14 protein-coding genes are annotated in these 16,492 nt (G+C 53.4%); 12 read left to right on the forward strand and 2 right to left on the reverse strand.

Features of this window, described 5'->3' with window-relative positions; genetic code table 11:
* Nucleotides 1–34: 34 nt before the first annotated feature.
* The 10 genes from ubiG to ACF8D4_RS17115 all read left to right on the forward strand — a co-directional run bounded on the left by ubiG (nucleotide 35) and on the right by ACF8D4_RS17115 (nucleotide 10,522).
* Nucleotides 35–745, forward strand: a complete 711-nt coding sequence (gene ubiG, locus ACF8D4_RS17070) for a bifunctional 2-polyprenyl-6-hydroxyphenol methylase/3-demethylubiquinol 3-O-methyltransferase UbiG (RefSeq protein WP_044735812.1) — start codon at nucleotides 35–37, stop codon at nucleotides 743–745.
* Nucleotides 746–749: 4 nt separating this feature from the next.
* Nucleotides 750–1,418, forward strand: a complete 669-nt coding sequence (locus ACF8D4_RS17075) for an HAD family hydrolase (RefSeq protein WP_392468886.1) — start codon at nucleotides 750–752, stop codon at nucleotides 1,416–1,418.
* Between the two features lie 483 nt (nucleotides 1,419–1,901).
* A complete protein-coding gene (nrdA, locus tag ACF8D4_RS17080; RefSeq protein WP_025010420.1) occupies nucleotides 1,902–4,190 on the forward strand; it encodes a class 1a ribonucleoside-diphosphate reductase subunit alpha in 2,289 nt (762 codons plus the stop codon).
* 59 nt (nucleotides 4,191–4,249) lie between these two features.
* A complete protein-coding gene (nrdB, locus tag ACF8D4_RS17085) occupies nucleotides 4,250–5,380 on the forward strand; it encodes a class Ia ribonucleoside-diphosphate reductase subunit beta (RefSeq protein WP_025010421.1) in 1,131 nt (376 codons plus the stop codon).
* Nucleotides 5,355–5,684 (forward strand): class I ribonucleotide reductase maintenance protein YfaE, encoded by a 330-nt coding sequence (gene yfaE / locus ACF8D4_RS17090; protein WP_037436974.1) that lies wholly within the window; start codon nucleotides 5,355–5,357, stop codon nucleotides 5,682–5,684. Before nrdB ends, yfaE begins: the two co-directional genes overlap by 26 nt.
* Before the next feature lie 98 nt (nucleotides 5,685–5,782).
* Nucleotides 5,783–7,024, forward strand: coding sequence for a glycosyltransferase family 4 protein (locus ACF8D4_RS17095; protein WP_392468889.1), 1,242 nt, complete (start codon nucleotides 5,783–5,785; stop codon nucleotides 7,022–7,024).
* A 44-nt stretch (nucleotides 7,025–7,068) separates the two neighbouring features.
* Nucleotides 7,069–7,926 carry a hypothetical protein gene (locus ACF8D4_RS17100; protein ID WP_045282790.1) on the forward strand — a complete coding sequence of 286 codons (858 nt, stop codon included), beginning with the start codon at nucleotides 7,069–7,071 and terminating at the stop codon, nucleotides 7,924–7,926.
* A gap of 1 nt (nucleotide 7,927) precedes the next feature.
* On the forward strand, nucleotides 7,928–8,347 hold the full coding sequence (locus tag ACF8D4_RS17105) for a hypothetical protein (RefSeq protein ID WP_144131023.1): 420 nt from the start codon (nucleotides 7,928–7,930) through the stop codon (nucleotides 8,345–8,347).
* Nucleotides 8,337–9,557 carry a glycosyltransferase family 4 protein gene (locus ACF8D4_RS17110; RefSeq protein ID WP_392468893.1) on the forward strand — a complete coding sequence of 407 codons (1,221 nt, stop codon included), beginning with the start codon at nucleotides 8,337–8,339 and terminating at the stop codon, nucleotides 9,555–9,557. Before ACF8D4_RS17105 ends, ACF8D4_RS17110 begins: the two co-directional genes overlap by 11 nt.
* The gene (locus ACF8D4_RS17115) at nucleotides 9,557–10,522 is read left to right on the forward strand and encodes a hypothetical protein (RefSeq protein ID WP_144225175.1); all 966 of its coding nucleotides are present in this window, start codon (nucleotides 9,557–9,559) and stop codon (nucleotides 10,520–10,522) included. The genes ACF8D4_RS17110 and ACF8D4_RS17115 overlap by 1 nt, the downstream gene beginning before the upstream one ends.
* A 35-nt stretch (nucleotides 10,523–10,557) precedes the next feature.
* On the opposite strand, the gene ACF8D4_RS17120 is transcribed toward ACF8D4_RS17115, so the two are convergent.
* Together ACF8D4_RS17120 and ACF8D4_RS17125 are read right to left on the reverse strand one after the other, a co-directional pair.
* Complete coding sequence (locus tag ACF8D4_RS17120; protein ID WP_392468896.1) at nucleotides 10,558–11,049, reverse strand: YciI family protein; 492 nt, start codon at nucleotides 11,047–11,049, stop codon at nucleotides 10,558–10,560.
* A 107-nt stretch (nucleotides 11,050–11,156) separates the two neighbouring features.
* Nucleotides 11,157–13,178, reverse strand: a complete 2,022-nt coding sequence (locus ACF8D4_RS17125) for an FAD-dependent oxidoreductase (protein ID WP_392468899.1) — start codon at nucleotides 13,176–13,178, stop codon at nucleotides 11,157–11,159.
* A gap of 197 nt (nucleotides 13,179–13,375) precedes the next feature.
* Between ACF8D4_RS17125 and sppA the strand changes: the two genes are divergently transcribed.
* Complete coding sequence (sppA, locus tag ACF8D4_RS17130) at nucleotides 13,376–15,229, forward strand: signal peptide peptidase SppA (RefSeq protein ID WP_335914941.1); 1,854 nt, start codon at nucleotides 13,376–13,378, stop codon at nucleotides 15,227–15,229.
* 107 nt (nucleotides 15,230–15,336) lie between these two features.
* Nucleotides 15,337–16,353 carry an asparaginase gene (gene ansA, locus ACF8D4_RS17135; protein ID WP_044734515.1) on the forward strand — a complete coding sequence of 339 codons (1,017 nt, stop codon included), beginning with the start codon at nucleotides 15,337–15,339 and terminating at the stop codon, nucleotides 16,351–16,353.
* The last annotated feature ends 139 nt before the right edge of the window (nucleotides 16,354–16,492 follow it).

The following is a 16,492-nucleotide window of genomic DNA, read 5'->3' on the forward strand; positions in this document are numbered from 1 at the left end:
GCACATCTTTATTATTGCTGTTTCAGGTCTGAATATGTCTTCTCAACCCAATGTCGACCCTCAGGAAATTGCCAAGTTTGAAAGTATGGCCGCCAGTTGGTGGGATCCTGCCGGTGAATTCAAGCCACTGCATGAACTCAACCCCCTGCGCCTTAATTATATAGACGCTCAATCCGGCGGTATCTTTGACAAGCAGGTACTGGATGTCGGCTGCGGCGGTGGCATTCTGTCCGAGAGCATGGCCCGCATTGGCGCCAAGGTCACCGGGTTGGATATGGGCTTTGAGCCGTTGGAAGTCGCCAGGCTGCATGCACTGGAAGCCGGCGTCAGCATAGACTACCTGCAGGAAACCGCCGAAGTGCATGCCCAGAATCATCAGGGGCATTACGACACTGTTACCTGTATGGAGATGCTCGAGCATGTACCGGATCCGCAATCTGTGATCCAGGCTTGTTGCGATATGGTCAAGCCCGGAGGTTGGGTGTTCTTCTCCACCATTAACCGCAACATCATGTCCTGGGTGCAAACCATACTCGGTGCCGAGTATGTGCTGAAAATGCTGCCGGCAGGTACCCATGACCACAGTAAGTTTATCCGCCCATCCGAATTAATTGCCATGGCAGAAAACACCGAACTATTGTGCCGTGACGCGCTGGGCATCAAATACAACCCCTTGAGTGGCGTATTCAGTTACACCAAGAGCGTTGAAGTCAACTATATGATTGCCTGCCAACGCCAGGACTGATGCCATGACGCCTAAGCTGCCGTTTCAAGGGATTCTGTTCGACTTGGACGGGACTCTGGTGGATACCGCCGAGGACCTGACCGAAGCACTGGCCTTGGCCCTTGCATTCCATGGGGTATCGATAGAGGATAAGCGCAAACTTCTTCGCACTCTGGCCTCTCACGGCTCGCTTGCCATGGTGCAAGCCGCCGTGCCCCAAGCCTCAGCCGAGGAACAGGAGCATCTCCGGCAAGCGATGCTCAGGGAATATGATGCGGTTAACGGCCAAAAAGCCTGTTTGTTTGAAGGCATAGAAGCCTTGCTGGACAGTGCCCTATCAAGAGCCTTACCGCTGGGGATTGTCACCAATAAACCGGCGCGTTTTACCCGGCCCTTGTTAGAGCGCATGGGGCTGCTTAAGCGCTTTGATGCTGTGGTCAGTGCCGATACAACCCTCTATCGTAAGCCCCACCCAGCCCCTATGTTGCTGGCTGCTCAGCAGCTTAACTGCGCTCCCGAACGTATTCTCTATCTTGGCGATGCCGAGCGCGACATAGCAGCGGCGCAGGCGGTGAATATGCCCTCTGCCATCGCCATGTGGGGATATCTGGCGGCCGAGGATAAACCGGCGGAATGGGGTGCCGATTGGCAGTTAAATCATCCACAGGCAGTGATGTCGCTGCCATTGTGGTAACAAGGTAAGACAAGCACTAAATTGGCACTGTTTTCCTGAGTAGACAAGACCTTAAAGAAAGTCGCAGTCCGGATGCTGCTTTAACCGACCGGATCTGCGCGGGATCGCGGATCGCTGCTTATTTTAGCAGTCGATCACCTTGAGTGAGATCGCTTGAATTTTGACCATGACGACTGTGCGCCAGCAATGATGCCGCTTTGCGGAATCGGCCAGTCAATATCCTCAAGATATCCACAAGATATACCCAAAACTCAGGCTTGCAAAAAGTGCCATACCTCACTATCTTGTTATCCAAAATATAGAAAAACACCATATCTTGTGTATCGGTAGCAATCAGACATACTAGTCTTGCACTGGAAACTCCCGGTTAACAGAGCCCTCTCGGGCCGCCGTCGTTAACTGTTCGGTTGATTGTTTTACAAGGGAAGGTTTAATGACGCCGTCGCGTCATTTCACAGATATTACAACCAAGGCCTATCTTCAATGAATAGCACTATGACAGTTACCAAACGCAGTGGCGCACGCGAGACGATAGATCTCGATAAGATCCACCGCGTTATCACCTGGGCAGCCAAAGGATTAAACAACGTCTCGGTTTCCGAGGTGGAGTTGCGTTCTCACCTGCAGTTTTTCGATGGCATCCCCACCGAGGCCATCCATGAAACCATTATCAAGGCTGCCGCCGACCTGATCTCTCCCGACTCTCCGGACTATCAGTTCCTGGCCGCTCGCCTTGCTGTTTTTCATTTGCGTAAGAAGGCCTTTGGTCAGTTTGAGCCGCCAAAACTGTACGATCATGTCAGCAAGTTGGTCGCCATGGGCAAGTACGACAAGCATGTGCTGGAAGACTACAGCCGTGAAGAACTGGATGTGCTCGACAGCTATATCGACCATTGGCGCGATATGAACTTCTCCTATGCCGCCGTCAAACAGCTGGAAGGCAAGTATCTAGTGCAAAACCGTGTGACTCATGAAGTCTACGAAAGTGCCCAGTTCCTCTATATTCTGGTGGCCGCTTGCCTGTTTGCCCGTTATCCGAAGGAAACCCGGCTGCAGTATGTCAAAGACTTCTATGATGCGGTTTCTACCTTCAAGATCTCTTTGCCGACCCCTATCATGTCCGGCGTGCGTACGCCGACCCGTCAGTTCAGCTCTTGCGTGTTGATCGAGTGTGACGACAGCCTGGACTCCATCAATGCCACGGCCTCTTCCATCGTCAAGTATGTCAGTCAGAGAGCCGGTATCGGTGTGAATGCCGGCCGCATTCGCGCTCTGGGAAGCCCTATTCGTGGTGGTGAAGCCTTCCACACAGGTTGTTTGCCTTTCTACAAGTATTTCCAGACTGCGGTGAAATCCTGCTCCCAGGGCGGCGTTCGCGGCGGTGCTGCAACTCTGTTCTACCCTATCTGGCACCTGGAAGTTGAATCGCTGCTGGTACTGAAAAATAACCGTGGTGTTGAAGACAACCGTATCCGTCACCTGGACTACGGCGTACAGATCAACAAGCTGATGTATCAGCGGATGATTAAAGGTGAGAACATCACCCTGTTCAGCCCATCGGACGTTCCCGGCTTATATGACGCCTTCTTTGCCGATCAGGACGAGTTTGAGCGCCTGTATGTGAAATATGAGCAGGACCAGAGCATTCGCAAGAAGACCCTAAAAGCGGTCGAGCTCTTCTCGCTGATGATGCAGGAGCGCGCCTCCACAGGTCGTATCTATGTGCAGAACGTGGATCACTGTAACACCCACAGTCCGTTCAACGCCGAAGTGGCCCCAGTGCGTCAGTCCAACCTGTGTCTTGAGATTGCCCTGCCAACCAAGCCACTGAACAATATTGACGACCCAAATGGTGAAATCGCCCTTTGTACTCTGTCAGCGCTGAACCTGGGTGCGATAAAAGACTTGGGCGAACTGGAAGGCCTTGCCGATTTGGCTGTGCGCGCCCTGGATAACCTGCTGGACTACCAGGACTACCCTATTCCTTCTGCCAAGACGGCATCGATGAACCGCCGCACTCTGGGTATCGGGGTCATCAACTTCGCCAACTATTTGGCCAAGAACGGCGTGAAATACTCTGACGGCAGCGCCAACGGCCTGACCCACAGAACATTTGAAGCCATACAGTACTACCTGCTCAAGGCCTCGATGAATCTGGCCAAAGAGCTGGGTGCCTGCCCGCTGTTCCATGAGACCACTTATTCTCAGGGGATCATGCCGGTAGATACCTACAAGCGGGATCTGGACAAGATTTGTGATGAGCCGCTGCACCTGGATTGGGATGCTCTGCGTCACGATATCAAGCAGCATGGCCTGCGTAACTCGACTCTGTCGGCACTGATGCCATCCGAGACCTCTTCGCAGATCTCCAACGCCACCAATGGTATTGAGCCTCCACGCGGCCTTATCAGCGTCAAGGCCAGTAAAGATGGCCAGCTCAAACAAGTGGTGCCCGATTACGAAGAACTCAAGGACAAGTACGAACTGCTGTGGCAGATGCCCGGCAACGACGGTTACCTGCAGTTGGTGGGTATTATGCAGAAGTTTGTCGATCAGGCGATTTCGGCCAATACCAACTATGACCCATCCAAGTTTGAAAGTAACAAGGTTCCGATGAAGCTGCTGCTCAAGGATCTGTTGACCGCCTACAAACTCGGGGTCAAGACCCTTTACTACCATAACACCCGTGATGGTGCTTCCGACAAATTCGATGACATTACCAGCATTGAGAAGGAAGACGACGGTTGTGCCGGCGGCGCCTGCAAGATTTAAGCAGGATTAAGTAACAAGTTCGGGGCCCAGGTGGCCCCGTTGTTTGGAAAGAGTAGATCATGGCTTATTCAATTTTTTGTCAAACCCCCAACGATGCCACCCGCGAACCTATGTTTCTCGGTCAGGCGGTTAACGTGGCCCGTTACGATCAACAGAAGTACGAAGTATTCGAGAAACTGATCGAAAAGCAGTTGTCTTTCTTCTGGCGCCCAGAAGAAGTGGATGTCAGCCGCGACAAAATCGATTTCGGCGCCCTGCCGGATCATGAAAAGCATATTTTCCTCTCCAACCTCAAGTACCAAACCCTGTTGGACTCGATTCAGGGCCGCAGCCCCAATGTGGCTTTCCTGCCACTGGTGTCCCTGCCTGAGCTGGAAACCTGGATTGAAACCTGGTCCTTCTCCGAGACCATTCACAGCCGTTCCTACACTCATATCATTCGCAATATTGTCAACGACCCATCCGTGGTGTTCGATGACATAGTGGTCAATGAGGAGATCCTCAAGCGCGCCGGCGATATTGCCGAGTATTATGACCGCCTTATCGAGCTGACTCAGCTGTATCACCTGCATGGTGAAGGCAAGTTTGACGTCAACGGTCGCACGCTTGAAGTCACTACCCGCACCATCAAAAAAGCCCTCTATCTGTGCATGATGTCGGTCAATGCGCTTGAAGCGATACGTTTTTACGTCAGCTTCGCCTGCTCCTTTGCCTTTGCCGAGCGCAAACTGATGGAAGGCAACGCCAAAATCATTCGCCTGATCGCCCGCGATGAAGCTTTGCATCTGAACTCGACCCAACACATTATCAACCTGATGCAGGGTGGCAAAGATGACCCTGAGATGGGTGAAATCGCCAAAGAGTGCCAGCAGGAAGCTTACGATCTGTTCCTGCGCGCCGCCGAGCAGGAAAAGGCTTGGGCCAAGTACCTGTTCAAGGATGGTTCCATGATAGGCCTGAACGAAACCATTCTATGCCAGTATGTGGAGTTCATTACCAATCAGAGAATGAAAGCGGTTAACCTGGGCGCACCATACAGTGAGCAGAGCGATCCCCTTCCCTGGATGAAAAACTGGCTGGAGAGCGATGCCGTACAGGTCGCGCCTCAGGAAGTGGAAGTATCATCCTACCTGGTCGGCCAGATAGATTCGGCTGTCGACGACGATGAGTTCTCCGACTTTGACCTTTAACAAAGCCCCTATCGTGCTGCTGCGCGGAGAGCCCCTGCTGCTGTATACCACAGAGCACAGGACTCTCCTAGCAGCGCTCGAAGCCCGTAAGGTGAGCATTTTTTCCGAGTGCCGCAGCGGGTTTTGCGGCGCCTGCAAGACCCGGGTGCGCAGTGGCGCGGTCACTTACCTGACCACGCCATTGGCCGAGTTACAGGCGGATGAATGTCTGCCCTGCTGCTGTGTGCCCACGGAAGATCTGGACTTGGATCTCTCCAGCGAAGGCGCCGACATGCCGCTGCTGCGGGTTAAACACTTGGCCTGACACAAGCGCAAAAAACACCGTCAATGGCAGATCTCCTACAGTCAAACAAGCGTTTTTTCGTTGTAAATCCTGCCTGACTCCGGTACTCTGCCGGACTTATGAAATCAGACTCAAGTTATTCATTCAAAAGTCTTTATTGCGCTTTTGATCGTTACCCTCTGCCCAAAGGCGCTTCGACCCATATACGTTATATGGCGTCAACCCTGTTTGCCTTCCAGTCCCCTGGTATGCTCTATCTACAAGGTGATCCCCAAATGCCTTCCTGGCAGCAGGAAACCCTGTCACTCGGCAGCAATCCCTACGAGGTAAGCAGCGAGGTCAGTATCGTCAGGCACCAGCTAAACCCAAGCTCGGGCAATAACGTGCTTGCCAAGGCGCTGGATTATGCCAATCAGCTTGGGGGGCTGCTCAGGCAAAATCGCGATACCCTGACATTGGCGCAGTTTCGCGACCCCTGGGCGGGGGTGCCTTTGCTGGATCATCGCAAGGACAATCCAGCGCTCAAGCTTGTCTATGAGGTTAATGCCCTGCCCAGCATAGAGCTGCCTATTCACCTGTCGCTGCCGCGAAAAACCCTGGCCAAAATCAGCGCCTGGGAGCAGCGTTGCCTGGATGGTGCCGATCTGATTGTGACACCTTCAAAACTCACGGCTGCCGGCCTTGAAAAACGCACTACCACTCCAGTAGTCTATCTGCCAAACGGCGCCGAGTTGCCGCCTGCCGAGCCATTAAGGCAAGCAGAGGATGCGAGTCTGCCCAGGCTCATCTATTTTGGTGCCGCCCAGCGCTGGCAAGGGCTTAGGGATCTGCTCAAAGCTTTTGCCTTGGTGCGTCAGCAGTTGGAGGTCGAGCTGGATCTCTGCCTGTCACTCGAAAATCGCCAGGCCCGGCAGGTAAAGGCCTGGCTCAAGTCCATGGAACTGGAAGATTGTGTTTCGCTGCATTTCGGGCTGGACCAAGCCAGTCTCAGGCAAAAAATCCAGGCCGCGAGCGCATCTTTGGCGCCGCTCACGCCCTGCAGGCGCAACATGCTTCAGGGATGCTGCCCTTTGAAAGTGCTCGAATCCATGGCTTGCGGCACCGCAGTTATCGCCTCGGATCTGCCGGTTATTCGTGAGCTGGTAACCCATGAAAAGCATGGGCTCTTGGTTCCCCCCTCCAGGCCCTCCGAGCTCGCCAGAGCCTGTATTGAGCTGCTCAGTCAACCGGCCAAGGCCAAATATTTGGGACTCAAGGGCCAACAAAGGGTGACAGAGCAGTTCCAATGGCAACAGATCTGCGCTCAGCTCAGCGACTTGTATATACAGCTGAGCCAAGGCCCAATGCAAGCTACCGCTTGATAGCTACTCGTTTAATAGCACCTGTTTAATGTCAAGGAAACGATATGGAAACAGCCATAAACCCTTTTAACGCCCCGCTTCACTACTGGCGAATGCGCAAAGTGTTCAAGCAGTTAACCCCGGCGGAGCAGGAATTTATCCGCACCAAGAAGTTGGATGCAACCCATTCGACCCAGCACTGGTTACTGTTTCTCAAGCGTCTGACCCGATTGGATCGTATGGGCAGCCCATTGAGACGCCAGTTTCGCCGCAGCCGCAATTGGTTGATAGGTTTCACTATTGTCAGCATATTCCTGCCCGTGCCTCACCTGGTGGTGTATACCCTGGTGGGTTTGACCCTGGCCTCGATATTACTGCTTCACAGCTGCAACCGTATGGACGTCAACGACAATGTGCGCACCGGTCTTATCAAGTTAATGCAGGTACTGGCGATGGAGACCAACAGCGTGCAGCTGAAACTGGATCTCGACTCCATACACAAACGTAAGCCGGCCCGAACCGAAAAGCCTGAGAAGAGCACCCAACTGGCCTACTTTGAAGTGCCACTGTTGCAATTCAGGGCCAAACTCAAAGACGGCAATGAGCTGCAACTGCGGGTGGATGATGTTATCTGTCGTCGTAAACGCACCCGTCGCAACGCCCGAGGCAAGGTCAAAACCAAGATCAAGTACAAGGGACGGCGCAGCATTCGCAGCTGCCTGACCTTGAATCCTGATCACTACCATCTGCGTAAAACCAAACTGGCACCAACGAGCAAGGCACAGACTCAAAACGGCATCACCAAAGTGAAATCCAACTCCACCTTTAAATTTATCGGTGAGTCGCGTTTGATGGATGCCGAGAATATTCTCAGAACCATCGCCAAGTCCTATCAACAGACCAGTATTCGAGCCAGGGGATAATATGAGTCAGTGTCAGCTAAAAATCGGTTTTTTCACCCTCAGCTCTTGCGGCCAACCTGCCGTTGGCAGTTGCAGTGAGTGCCAAGCCAGTGTCTGCGAACATCACCTGGATCCCAAAACCGGTCTGTGTTTTCAGTGCGCCGCCAAACCCTTGAAGGTCGGCAAGGAAGTCTATGAAGATCCGCGCTCAGGCACCAAGTATGAGCAATTGAGCCTACAAGGCGTTAAACCCGAGGATCCGCTTGCCGGTTTCGCCCTCAAACAACTGTATCTCGGCAGTGCCTGGTACCAACTGCACACCAAACACGGCAGTTACAACAAGGAGTTTGATGCCGAGGACTTTGCCGCTTTTGAGCTCCCTGTCGACGAAGATGATGAGCAGTTGCCGGATTACGAATATCGGGATATCTATGACAGCTAACCCCAGGCTACTGTGGCTGACTCAACACTACCCGCCGGCCAAAGGCGGCATGGCACTATCCTGCGATAGACTGGTGCGCCATTTGCGGCGACTCGGGGTACATATCACCCTTTATCATTTACGCTCCGGCGGCCTGGAAAAGGAGACCGGCTATTTTGCCGAGCAGGGTTGCGATCACAGCTTCCCCATGGGTACAAACCCGGCGCACTCGCTCAATCTTCTATGGCACAAGCTGGAGGGTGAATATGATGCTGTTGTTGCCTATGGCTATCCCTTCTCCATGCATGCCGGGCGAGTCTTTGCCGCCTGGCTTGGGCTACCGCTTATCACATTGCTGCGCGGCAACGACTTCGACTTGAGTATTCTCGATCATCGTCGCTATCAAGTGCTGCAGGATACGCTGCAAGCCAGCGCACTGGTATTGACCGTCAGCGCCGACAAGGCAAAGCGGGTCAAAGCCCTGTGGCCGCAAGTCAGAGTGCACAACATGAGTAATGGCCTGGATAGCGAACGTTGGCAACCATTGCCGCTGGACAAAGAGCAAGCCAAAGCCTGGCGTTCCAATAACCTGGAAAATCCCAGTCAGCCTGTGATTGGCCTTTTCGGCCATTTGAAAGAGAAAAAAGGTTTGGCCTTTTTTATCGAGACTTTCAAACGCAGCCCCTTGGTACACAGCTGCCATCTGTTGCTGATTGGCGAGCTGGATGAAAGCGCCGCCGAGCTGCTGCAGACCCTGCCCGAGGGCAGTTACACCCTGGAGCCGTTTCTTGACAGGTATCAGCTGATAAGCCGTTATCTGGTATGCGACCTTATCGCTATTCCCTCTTTCTATGAGGGAACGCCCAATGTGCTGCTGGAGGCGGCGGCGCTTAACATCCCTGTGCTCGGCGCCTGCTGCGGCGGTATGGCCGATCTTATCTTCGACAGCCTGCATGAGCGCGAAAAGCATGTCTTCGATGACCGTTTGACTGACAGTGACGCGGCCCATAATCTCCTCGGCCAAACGGACTCAGGTTATCTGTTTCATCCAACTTCGGCGGAGTCTCTTTTGGATGCGTTGGTGCGTTGGCAAACCGATACGGCTTCGATTCGCGCCGCCAAGAGCCAGGCCTTGTACCAAACGGTACTGAGTCAGTGCAGCGCCGAGGCTGAAGCCGAGCGTTATTTGGCTGCCATCAAGACACTGGTCGCTCAAACGGCGAATCACTGATGCTTATCTATTACGCCCCCGGCGGCGGGCTCGGGCACTTGAGCCGGGCACTGAAAGTGCTCGGCTTTATCAAGGCGCAGCAAGCGTTGGTGATCACAAGTCCACTGCCGTTAGCGGTCGACACGCTGCTACCAAAGGGCATTCAACACTTAAGTCTGCCGACCAGGCTTCAAAGCCGAGCCGAACTCAGCGCTTGGCTCAAGCAGTTACTGGCATCGCTCAACAAGCAACAAGCGTGTCGGCTCATGCTGATAGATGCCTTTCCCGGGGGCATTTGGGGCGAGCTTGGTGATATCCCCTTGCCTGGCAAACTTGTCTATATCGCCAGATTGCTCAACTGGAATGTCTATCGCCAGCGCGTTGCCCATATTCCCCGTTTTCAGCAAATCTGGTTTTGTGAATGGCCGACCCCGGAGCAGGAACAGGCGCTCTCCAATCAAACGGGCCCACGCTTCTGGCTGCCGTTACTCGGCGAAGACAAGTCCCAAGATGCAACCCCAAAGGGTCTTGAAAAGCCTAAACAGACTCTGGTGATCCACTCGGGAAGCCTTGCCGAGCAGGCTTTGCTGCTTGAACACGCCGCAAAGGCGGGAGAAGAGATAGATATTATTGCGCCGCCGCACCCAAGCGCTGATGCAGGCTTTAATAGCGCCCCCCTTGATAGCAAACCCCTTGATAAGAGTGCTCTGAGCGACTTCAACAACTGCAACAACAAAGAGCACAAACCCGGATTAACCCGGCTGCAGCTATACCCGGCCTCAGATATTGGCTGGCAGTATCAAAGAGTTATCTGTGGCGGTGGCTTCAACCTGGTGAGCGAATATATCCTTCATCCCGGCGCCCTCTTCGTGCCCCTGACCCGGGCACTGGATTTGCAGCATCTGCGTATCGAACGCGGCTTGGGCGGTTTTTTACCGCCGCCCGGGTTGAGCTCAGTGCAGAAAGATATTCTCAAACGGCTTTGAAACGCTCATTTAGTGTTGCTATCGAAGCTTGTCACTCAAGGCTGTGACTCGGCTATTCGGGTGTGAATACGGTTGACCTCCAGCAATGCCGCACTACCGTACCAGGCTTTAAGTTCCATGATAAGGCTACCGGCCTGAACCGCAGGATCGCTGGCCGTCAAGGCTTCAGCCTCAGCCAAACTGGCGACATCAAAGATATAAATCCCCCGCCACTCGCCGCCATCGATAAAGGGCCCGGCTAACACGAGTTTGCCCTCTTGCGCCAAACGCTGAATATGGCTCATGTGCGCTCTTTGAAGCTCGGCGCGCTGTTCTTTGCTGCCACTTCGATTGGGACCCGCCTTTAAAAACGCCATCACATAAGGTTTCATACCATATTTATCGGCACCGAGTGCATGGGCCAGCGCCTTATCATAGGCAAGCGTTTCAACGGAAACCGGATTATCTGAACCAGCGGTGGTTGCCACTAAACTCAAGCCGGTCAACAGCGCCAGCGCGCAGCTACTCGCCATGGTAGTTTTCATCATTGATATCTCTCCAATCCGATGCTGTTGTGTGTCAGCTTTTCGACAATAAGGTTATAAGTAAAGCAAAAAAATCCCCGCCGTGGCGGGGAGTTAAGCCCGGTTAGAGACTAGATCCTCATCGCCAATTCTGCACCCTGACGAATGGCGCGTTTGGCATCCAACTCGGCAGCGACATCAACGCCGCCAATGAGATGCATTGGCAAGCCGCACTCTTCCAGTTCCGGCAACAGCACACGGTTGGATTCCTGACCAGCGCAGATCACCACAGTATCCACAGGCAGCAGCTGCGGCTTGTCATCAATCAGTATGTGCAATCCCTGGTCATCAAAGCGCTCATAGCTGACCCCACTGAGCTCTGTCACCTTGTGCTGCTTAAGCACCATGCGATGGATCCAGCCCGTGGTCTTACCTAAGCCTTTACCCAGCTTGCTCTTCTTGCGTTGCAACAAATACAGCTCTCTGGCCGGGGCATGCGCCTGGGCTTGTTTGGCCAGTCCGCCGCGCTCGGCGTAACTTGTGTCTATGCCCCACTGACGATACCAACGTTCCGGCTCCAGCGTGCTGGACTCCTGCTCGCCGAGGAAATGCGCCAAGTCAAAACCTATGCCGCCGGCGCCGATAAGTGCCACCCGCCGGCCGACTTCCACCTCGCCCCGCAGCACCTGTTGATAGCTGACCACCTTGGGGGAATCAAACCCGGGCAAGTTGAGCTCTCTTGGCACAACACCACTGGCAACCACCAACTCATCAAAAGGTTCATCCCTGAGCACTGAGGCGTTGAGCGGCGTATTCAAACGCAAGTCCACCTTAAAATGTGCGAGGCGATTCTTGAAGTAGCGTATGGTTTCGTTGAATTCCTCTTTACCTGGGATCTTGCGCGCCAGGTTAAACTGGCCACCGACTTCATCTCGGGCTTCAAACAAGGTCACCTTGTGCCCCCGCTCAGCGGCGTAAACAGCAAATGCCATCCCAGCCGGGCCCGCGCCCATCACAGCCAGGCGTTTGGGTGACTCAGTCTTGGGGAAATTAATCTCTGTCTCATAGCAGGCTCTTGGATTAACCAGGCAAGTAGCACGCTTGAGCGAGAAGGTATGATCGAGACAAGCCTGATTACAGCCGATGCAGGTATTAATGGCTTCGCTTTGATTGGCCGCAGCTTTGTTGACAAACTCAGGATCAGCCAGGAAAGGCCTGGCCATAGACACCATATCCGCTTGCCCCGAGTCGAGGATCTGCTCGGCTATCTCAGGCGTATTGATCCTGTTGGTGGCCACCAAAGGAACACTGAGTTCTTTTTTCAAACGTTCAGTGACCCATGCAAAGGCGCCTCTGGGTACGCTGGTGGCTATGGTCGGGATCCTGGCTTCATGCCAACCTATGCCGGTATTGATGATAGTGACACCGGCTTGTTCCAGCGCTTTGCCGAGCTCAATGACCTCCTCAAGGCTTGAGCCCTTGTCAACCAGATCCAACATAGACAGACGAAAGATAATGATGAACTCGGGCCCAACCTTGGCGCGGATAGCGCGAACAATTTCCAGTGGCAGGCGAATACGGTTGGCAAAACTGCCGCCGTACTCATCACTGCGCTGATTGACCCGCTCGCAGATGAACTGATTGATGAGATAGCCTTCAGAGCCCATCACCTCTACGCCATCATAACCGGCCCGTTTGGCCAGTTCGGCAGAAGTGGCATAATCCTTTATGGTGCCGCGGATTTGCCGCAACGACATGGCGCTCGGCGTAAATGGGGTAATGGGTGACTTGACCTTGCTCGGTGCCAGCGAAAAAGGATGATAGCCGTAACGGCCGGCATGAAGGATCTGCATACAGATCTTGCCGCCGCCCTCATGCACAGCTCGGGTAACGATTTTGTGTTTGCCCACTTGCCAGGGAAAGCTCAGCTGACAGGCATTGGGGGCCAAACGGCCGCGAAAGTTGGGCGCAATGCCGCCGGTGACAATCAAACCCACACCACCCAGCGCCCGCTCCTTGTAGAAGTGTGCCAGTTTCTCAAAACCGCCCTTTTCTTCTTCCAACCCGGTATGCATGGAACCCATGAGTACCCGGTTTCTTAGCTGGGTAAACCCCAGATCCAAGGGTTCTAATAAGTGAGGAAAGCCCGACATTAAAACATCCTTTTTAAACAAGTGATTTAAATCAGCATAACCTGAGCCGCCATCAAGCTCAACATAAAGCATTGGCCGCCGGCGCCTCATCAGCTAACGCAGTGAAAGCTCAGGAATAAAATCACTTACAAATGTATTTTCCCGTTGCAGCTATTTTCAGTTAGCATTAACGGAATGCATGGAAAAATGGAGTGGCTATGTCCGCAAAACCCCTGACAACCAAGAATACCCTGATGTTGATCTGGAATGTGATCAACTTCATTCGCAAGCTGGTGTTGAACATAGTGTTCTTCCCGCTATTCTTCATCGCTTTGATAGCCGTGGTCATCGCCATGGTCAGCAGTGATGAAATCCAAGTTGAGGATGGCTCGGCGCTGGTATTGAACCTGGCCGGCGGCATAGTGGATCAAAAGCGCCAGGTTGACCCGTTCGAGGCGATGTTAAGCCAAAGCAAAGGACCCGATGTCAACGGCGAAATCTTATTGAGTGATGTGCTCTATACCATTAACAGCGCCACCAATGACAAGCGGATCAAGGCTCTGGTATTAGATCTGTCCGAGTTGCAATACGGTGGTCTGAGTAAGCTCAGCGCCATAGGCCAAGCACTCAACGAATTCAAAGATAGTGGCAAGCCTGTGGTTGCCATAGGTAACTATTATGATCAGAATCAGTATTTCCTGGCGAGTTTTGCCGATACTGTTTACCTCAACCCTGAGGGCATGGTGGCGGTAGATGGCCTGAGCCGCTATCGTCAATACTATAAATCGGCCCTGGATAAGTTAAAAATCAAGGCGCACATTTTCCGTGTCGGCACTTTCAAGTCAGCGGTTGAGCCTTTTATCCGTGATGACATGTCAGAAGCGGCGAAAGAAGCCAACTCTGTACTGCTCAACGACATCTGGGGCAGTTACACAGACACTGTAGCCGCCAATCGCGGCATAGACAAATCCAGCCTGGGCCTTAATGCAACTGCTTATTTGGCACAGCTGGAACAAGCCGATGGTGATTCCGGCACCATGGCGGTTAACCTCAAGTGGGTTGATAAACTGGCCAGCGCTGAAGATTTCCGCCTGGCGATGTTGGACCTGGTAGGCAAAAGCAAGGAAGGAGATAGCTTCAAGCAGGTCAGCTACTACGACTATGCCAAGCTGATGGCACCACTGCCGGCGCTGGTACCCACCGAAGGAGTGGGCATCATAGTGGCCAAGGGTAATATTCTCAACGGCAGTCAACCTGCCGGTGATATCGGCGGTGAAAGTACCTCTGCCCTGCTGCGTAAGGCCCGCTTCGATGACACTATCAAGGCCGTAGTGCTCAGGGTCGACAGCCCCGGCGGCAGCGCCTTTGCTTCCGAGCAAATTCGTCAGGAAGTGCTGGCATTGAAGAAAGCCGGTAAGCCTGTGGTAGTCAGCATGAGCAGCATGGCGGCCTCCGGTGGTTACTGGATTTCGGCCAGCGCCGATTATATCTATGCCAACCCCACTACCCTGACCGGATCCATCGGTATTTTCGGCATGATAACCACCTTCGAGGACTCTCTGTCTTCAATCGGTGTCAATACTGATGGAGTGGCCACCTCCGACTGGGCCGGTCTCTCTGTTACCCGGCCACTTTCCGATGGCGTCAAGGCGGTGATACAGCGCCATATCGAACGCGGCTACAAAGACTTTATCTCGCTGGTCGCCAACGAGCGCAATATGACACTCGAACAGGTGGATAAGATTGCCCAGGGCCGCGTCTGGTCCGGCAAGAAAGCTCTGGAGCTGGGTCTGGTGGATGAACTGGGCGATCTCGATAGCGCCATCGCCAAGGCCGCCGAAATGGCCGGACTGGATAAGTTCGATAGCCGAGTGATAGAGCAGGAGCTGACACCTGAGCAACTCTTCATTCAGGAGATGTTCGCCAGTGTCTCCGCTTATCTGCCACACAGCGTCAAGCAGTCCAGCGTGCTGGAAAAACTGCTGACTCAATGGAGCAAGGTACTGGAAGAGTTTGCCGCCTTTGACGACCCTAACGGCGTCTATCTTTACTGCGATAACTGCAGTTACTGATAATCCTGAAAGCCCGGCTCGCCGGGCTTTTTTGTGCCTTATGCTGCCGGGCTTGATTTGCTATAATCCGGCCTCTCTTTTGCCCCAGTGAAAACTAAAGCCAGATTATGAACAAAAAAAAGTCCATCTATGTCGCATACACGGGCGGCACCATAGGGATGCAAAAAACCAGTAACGGCTTTGCCCCGGTCGCCGGCTTCCTGACAGAATGCGTCAACTCCATGCCGGAGTTTTTTCATGAAGAGATGCCGACGTTCGTGATCCAGGAATATTGTCCGCTGATAGACTCTTCCAATATGGCCCCCAGCCACTGGCAGATGATAGCCGACGACATTCAGGCCAACTATGACAAGTATGATGGCTTTGTCATTCTTCACGGCACAGACACCATGGCGTTTACCGCATCGGCACTGTCTTTCATGCTGCAGGATCTCGGTAAGCCGGTTATCGTCACCGGCTCGCAAATTCCGCTGTCACAGCTGCGCTCAGACGGCCAGACCAATCTGCTCAATGCCTTGTATATCGCGGCCAATTATCCGGTTGCCGAGGTTTGCCTGTTCTTCAACAATAAACTATTCCGCGGCAACCGCACTACCAAGGCCCATGCCGACGGCTTCGATGCCTTTGCCTCGCCGAACTTCCCTTTATTGCTGGAAGCCGGGATCAAAATTCGCCTGCGGGCCGGAAAAATTGCGCCGCCCTGCGATAAGCCCTTGAAAGTGGCGCCCATTACTCCTCATCCCATAGGTGTGGTCACTCTGTATCCCGGGATCTCCACCGAGGTATTCAACAACATACTGCAGCAACCGGTAAAAGCCCTGATATTACTGACCTATGGTGTCGGCAATGCACCGCAGGATCCCGCCTTGCTGGAAACCCTCAAACGGGCCAACGACAAGGGCACTGTGCTTATTAATCTGACCCAGTGTCTGCAGGGTAAAGTCAATATGGGCGGTTATGCCACAGGCAACGCCCTGGCCAAGGCAGGCGTTATCAGTGGCGCCGATATGACTACGGAAGCCGCCTTGACCAAGTTGCACTACCTGCTCTCCCAAGGGCTGGGCACAGAAGAGATAAGACGGCAGATGCAGCAAAACCTCTGTGGCGAACTCACGGCAGACTGAATTTAATTGATAGCAAAAAGCCCTGTATATACAGCAACGTAGTTCACTTAAGCGGAGCTGCCTTGTGATTAACAGGATATCGGGTCTTTGATATTTTTACCGCCCTAGGCCGATTTGGCTTAGGGCGTTTGTCTATAAA

Origin of the sequence: Shewanella sp. YQ_9 (assembly GCF_043103185.1) — a bacterium.
GTDB lineage: Bacteria > Pseudomonadota > Gammaproteobacteria > Enterobacterales > Shewanellaceae > Shewanella > Shewanella algae.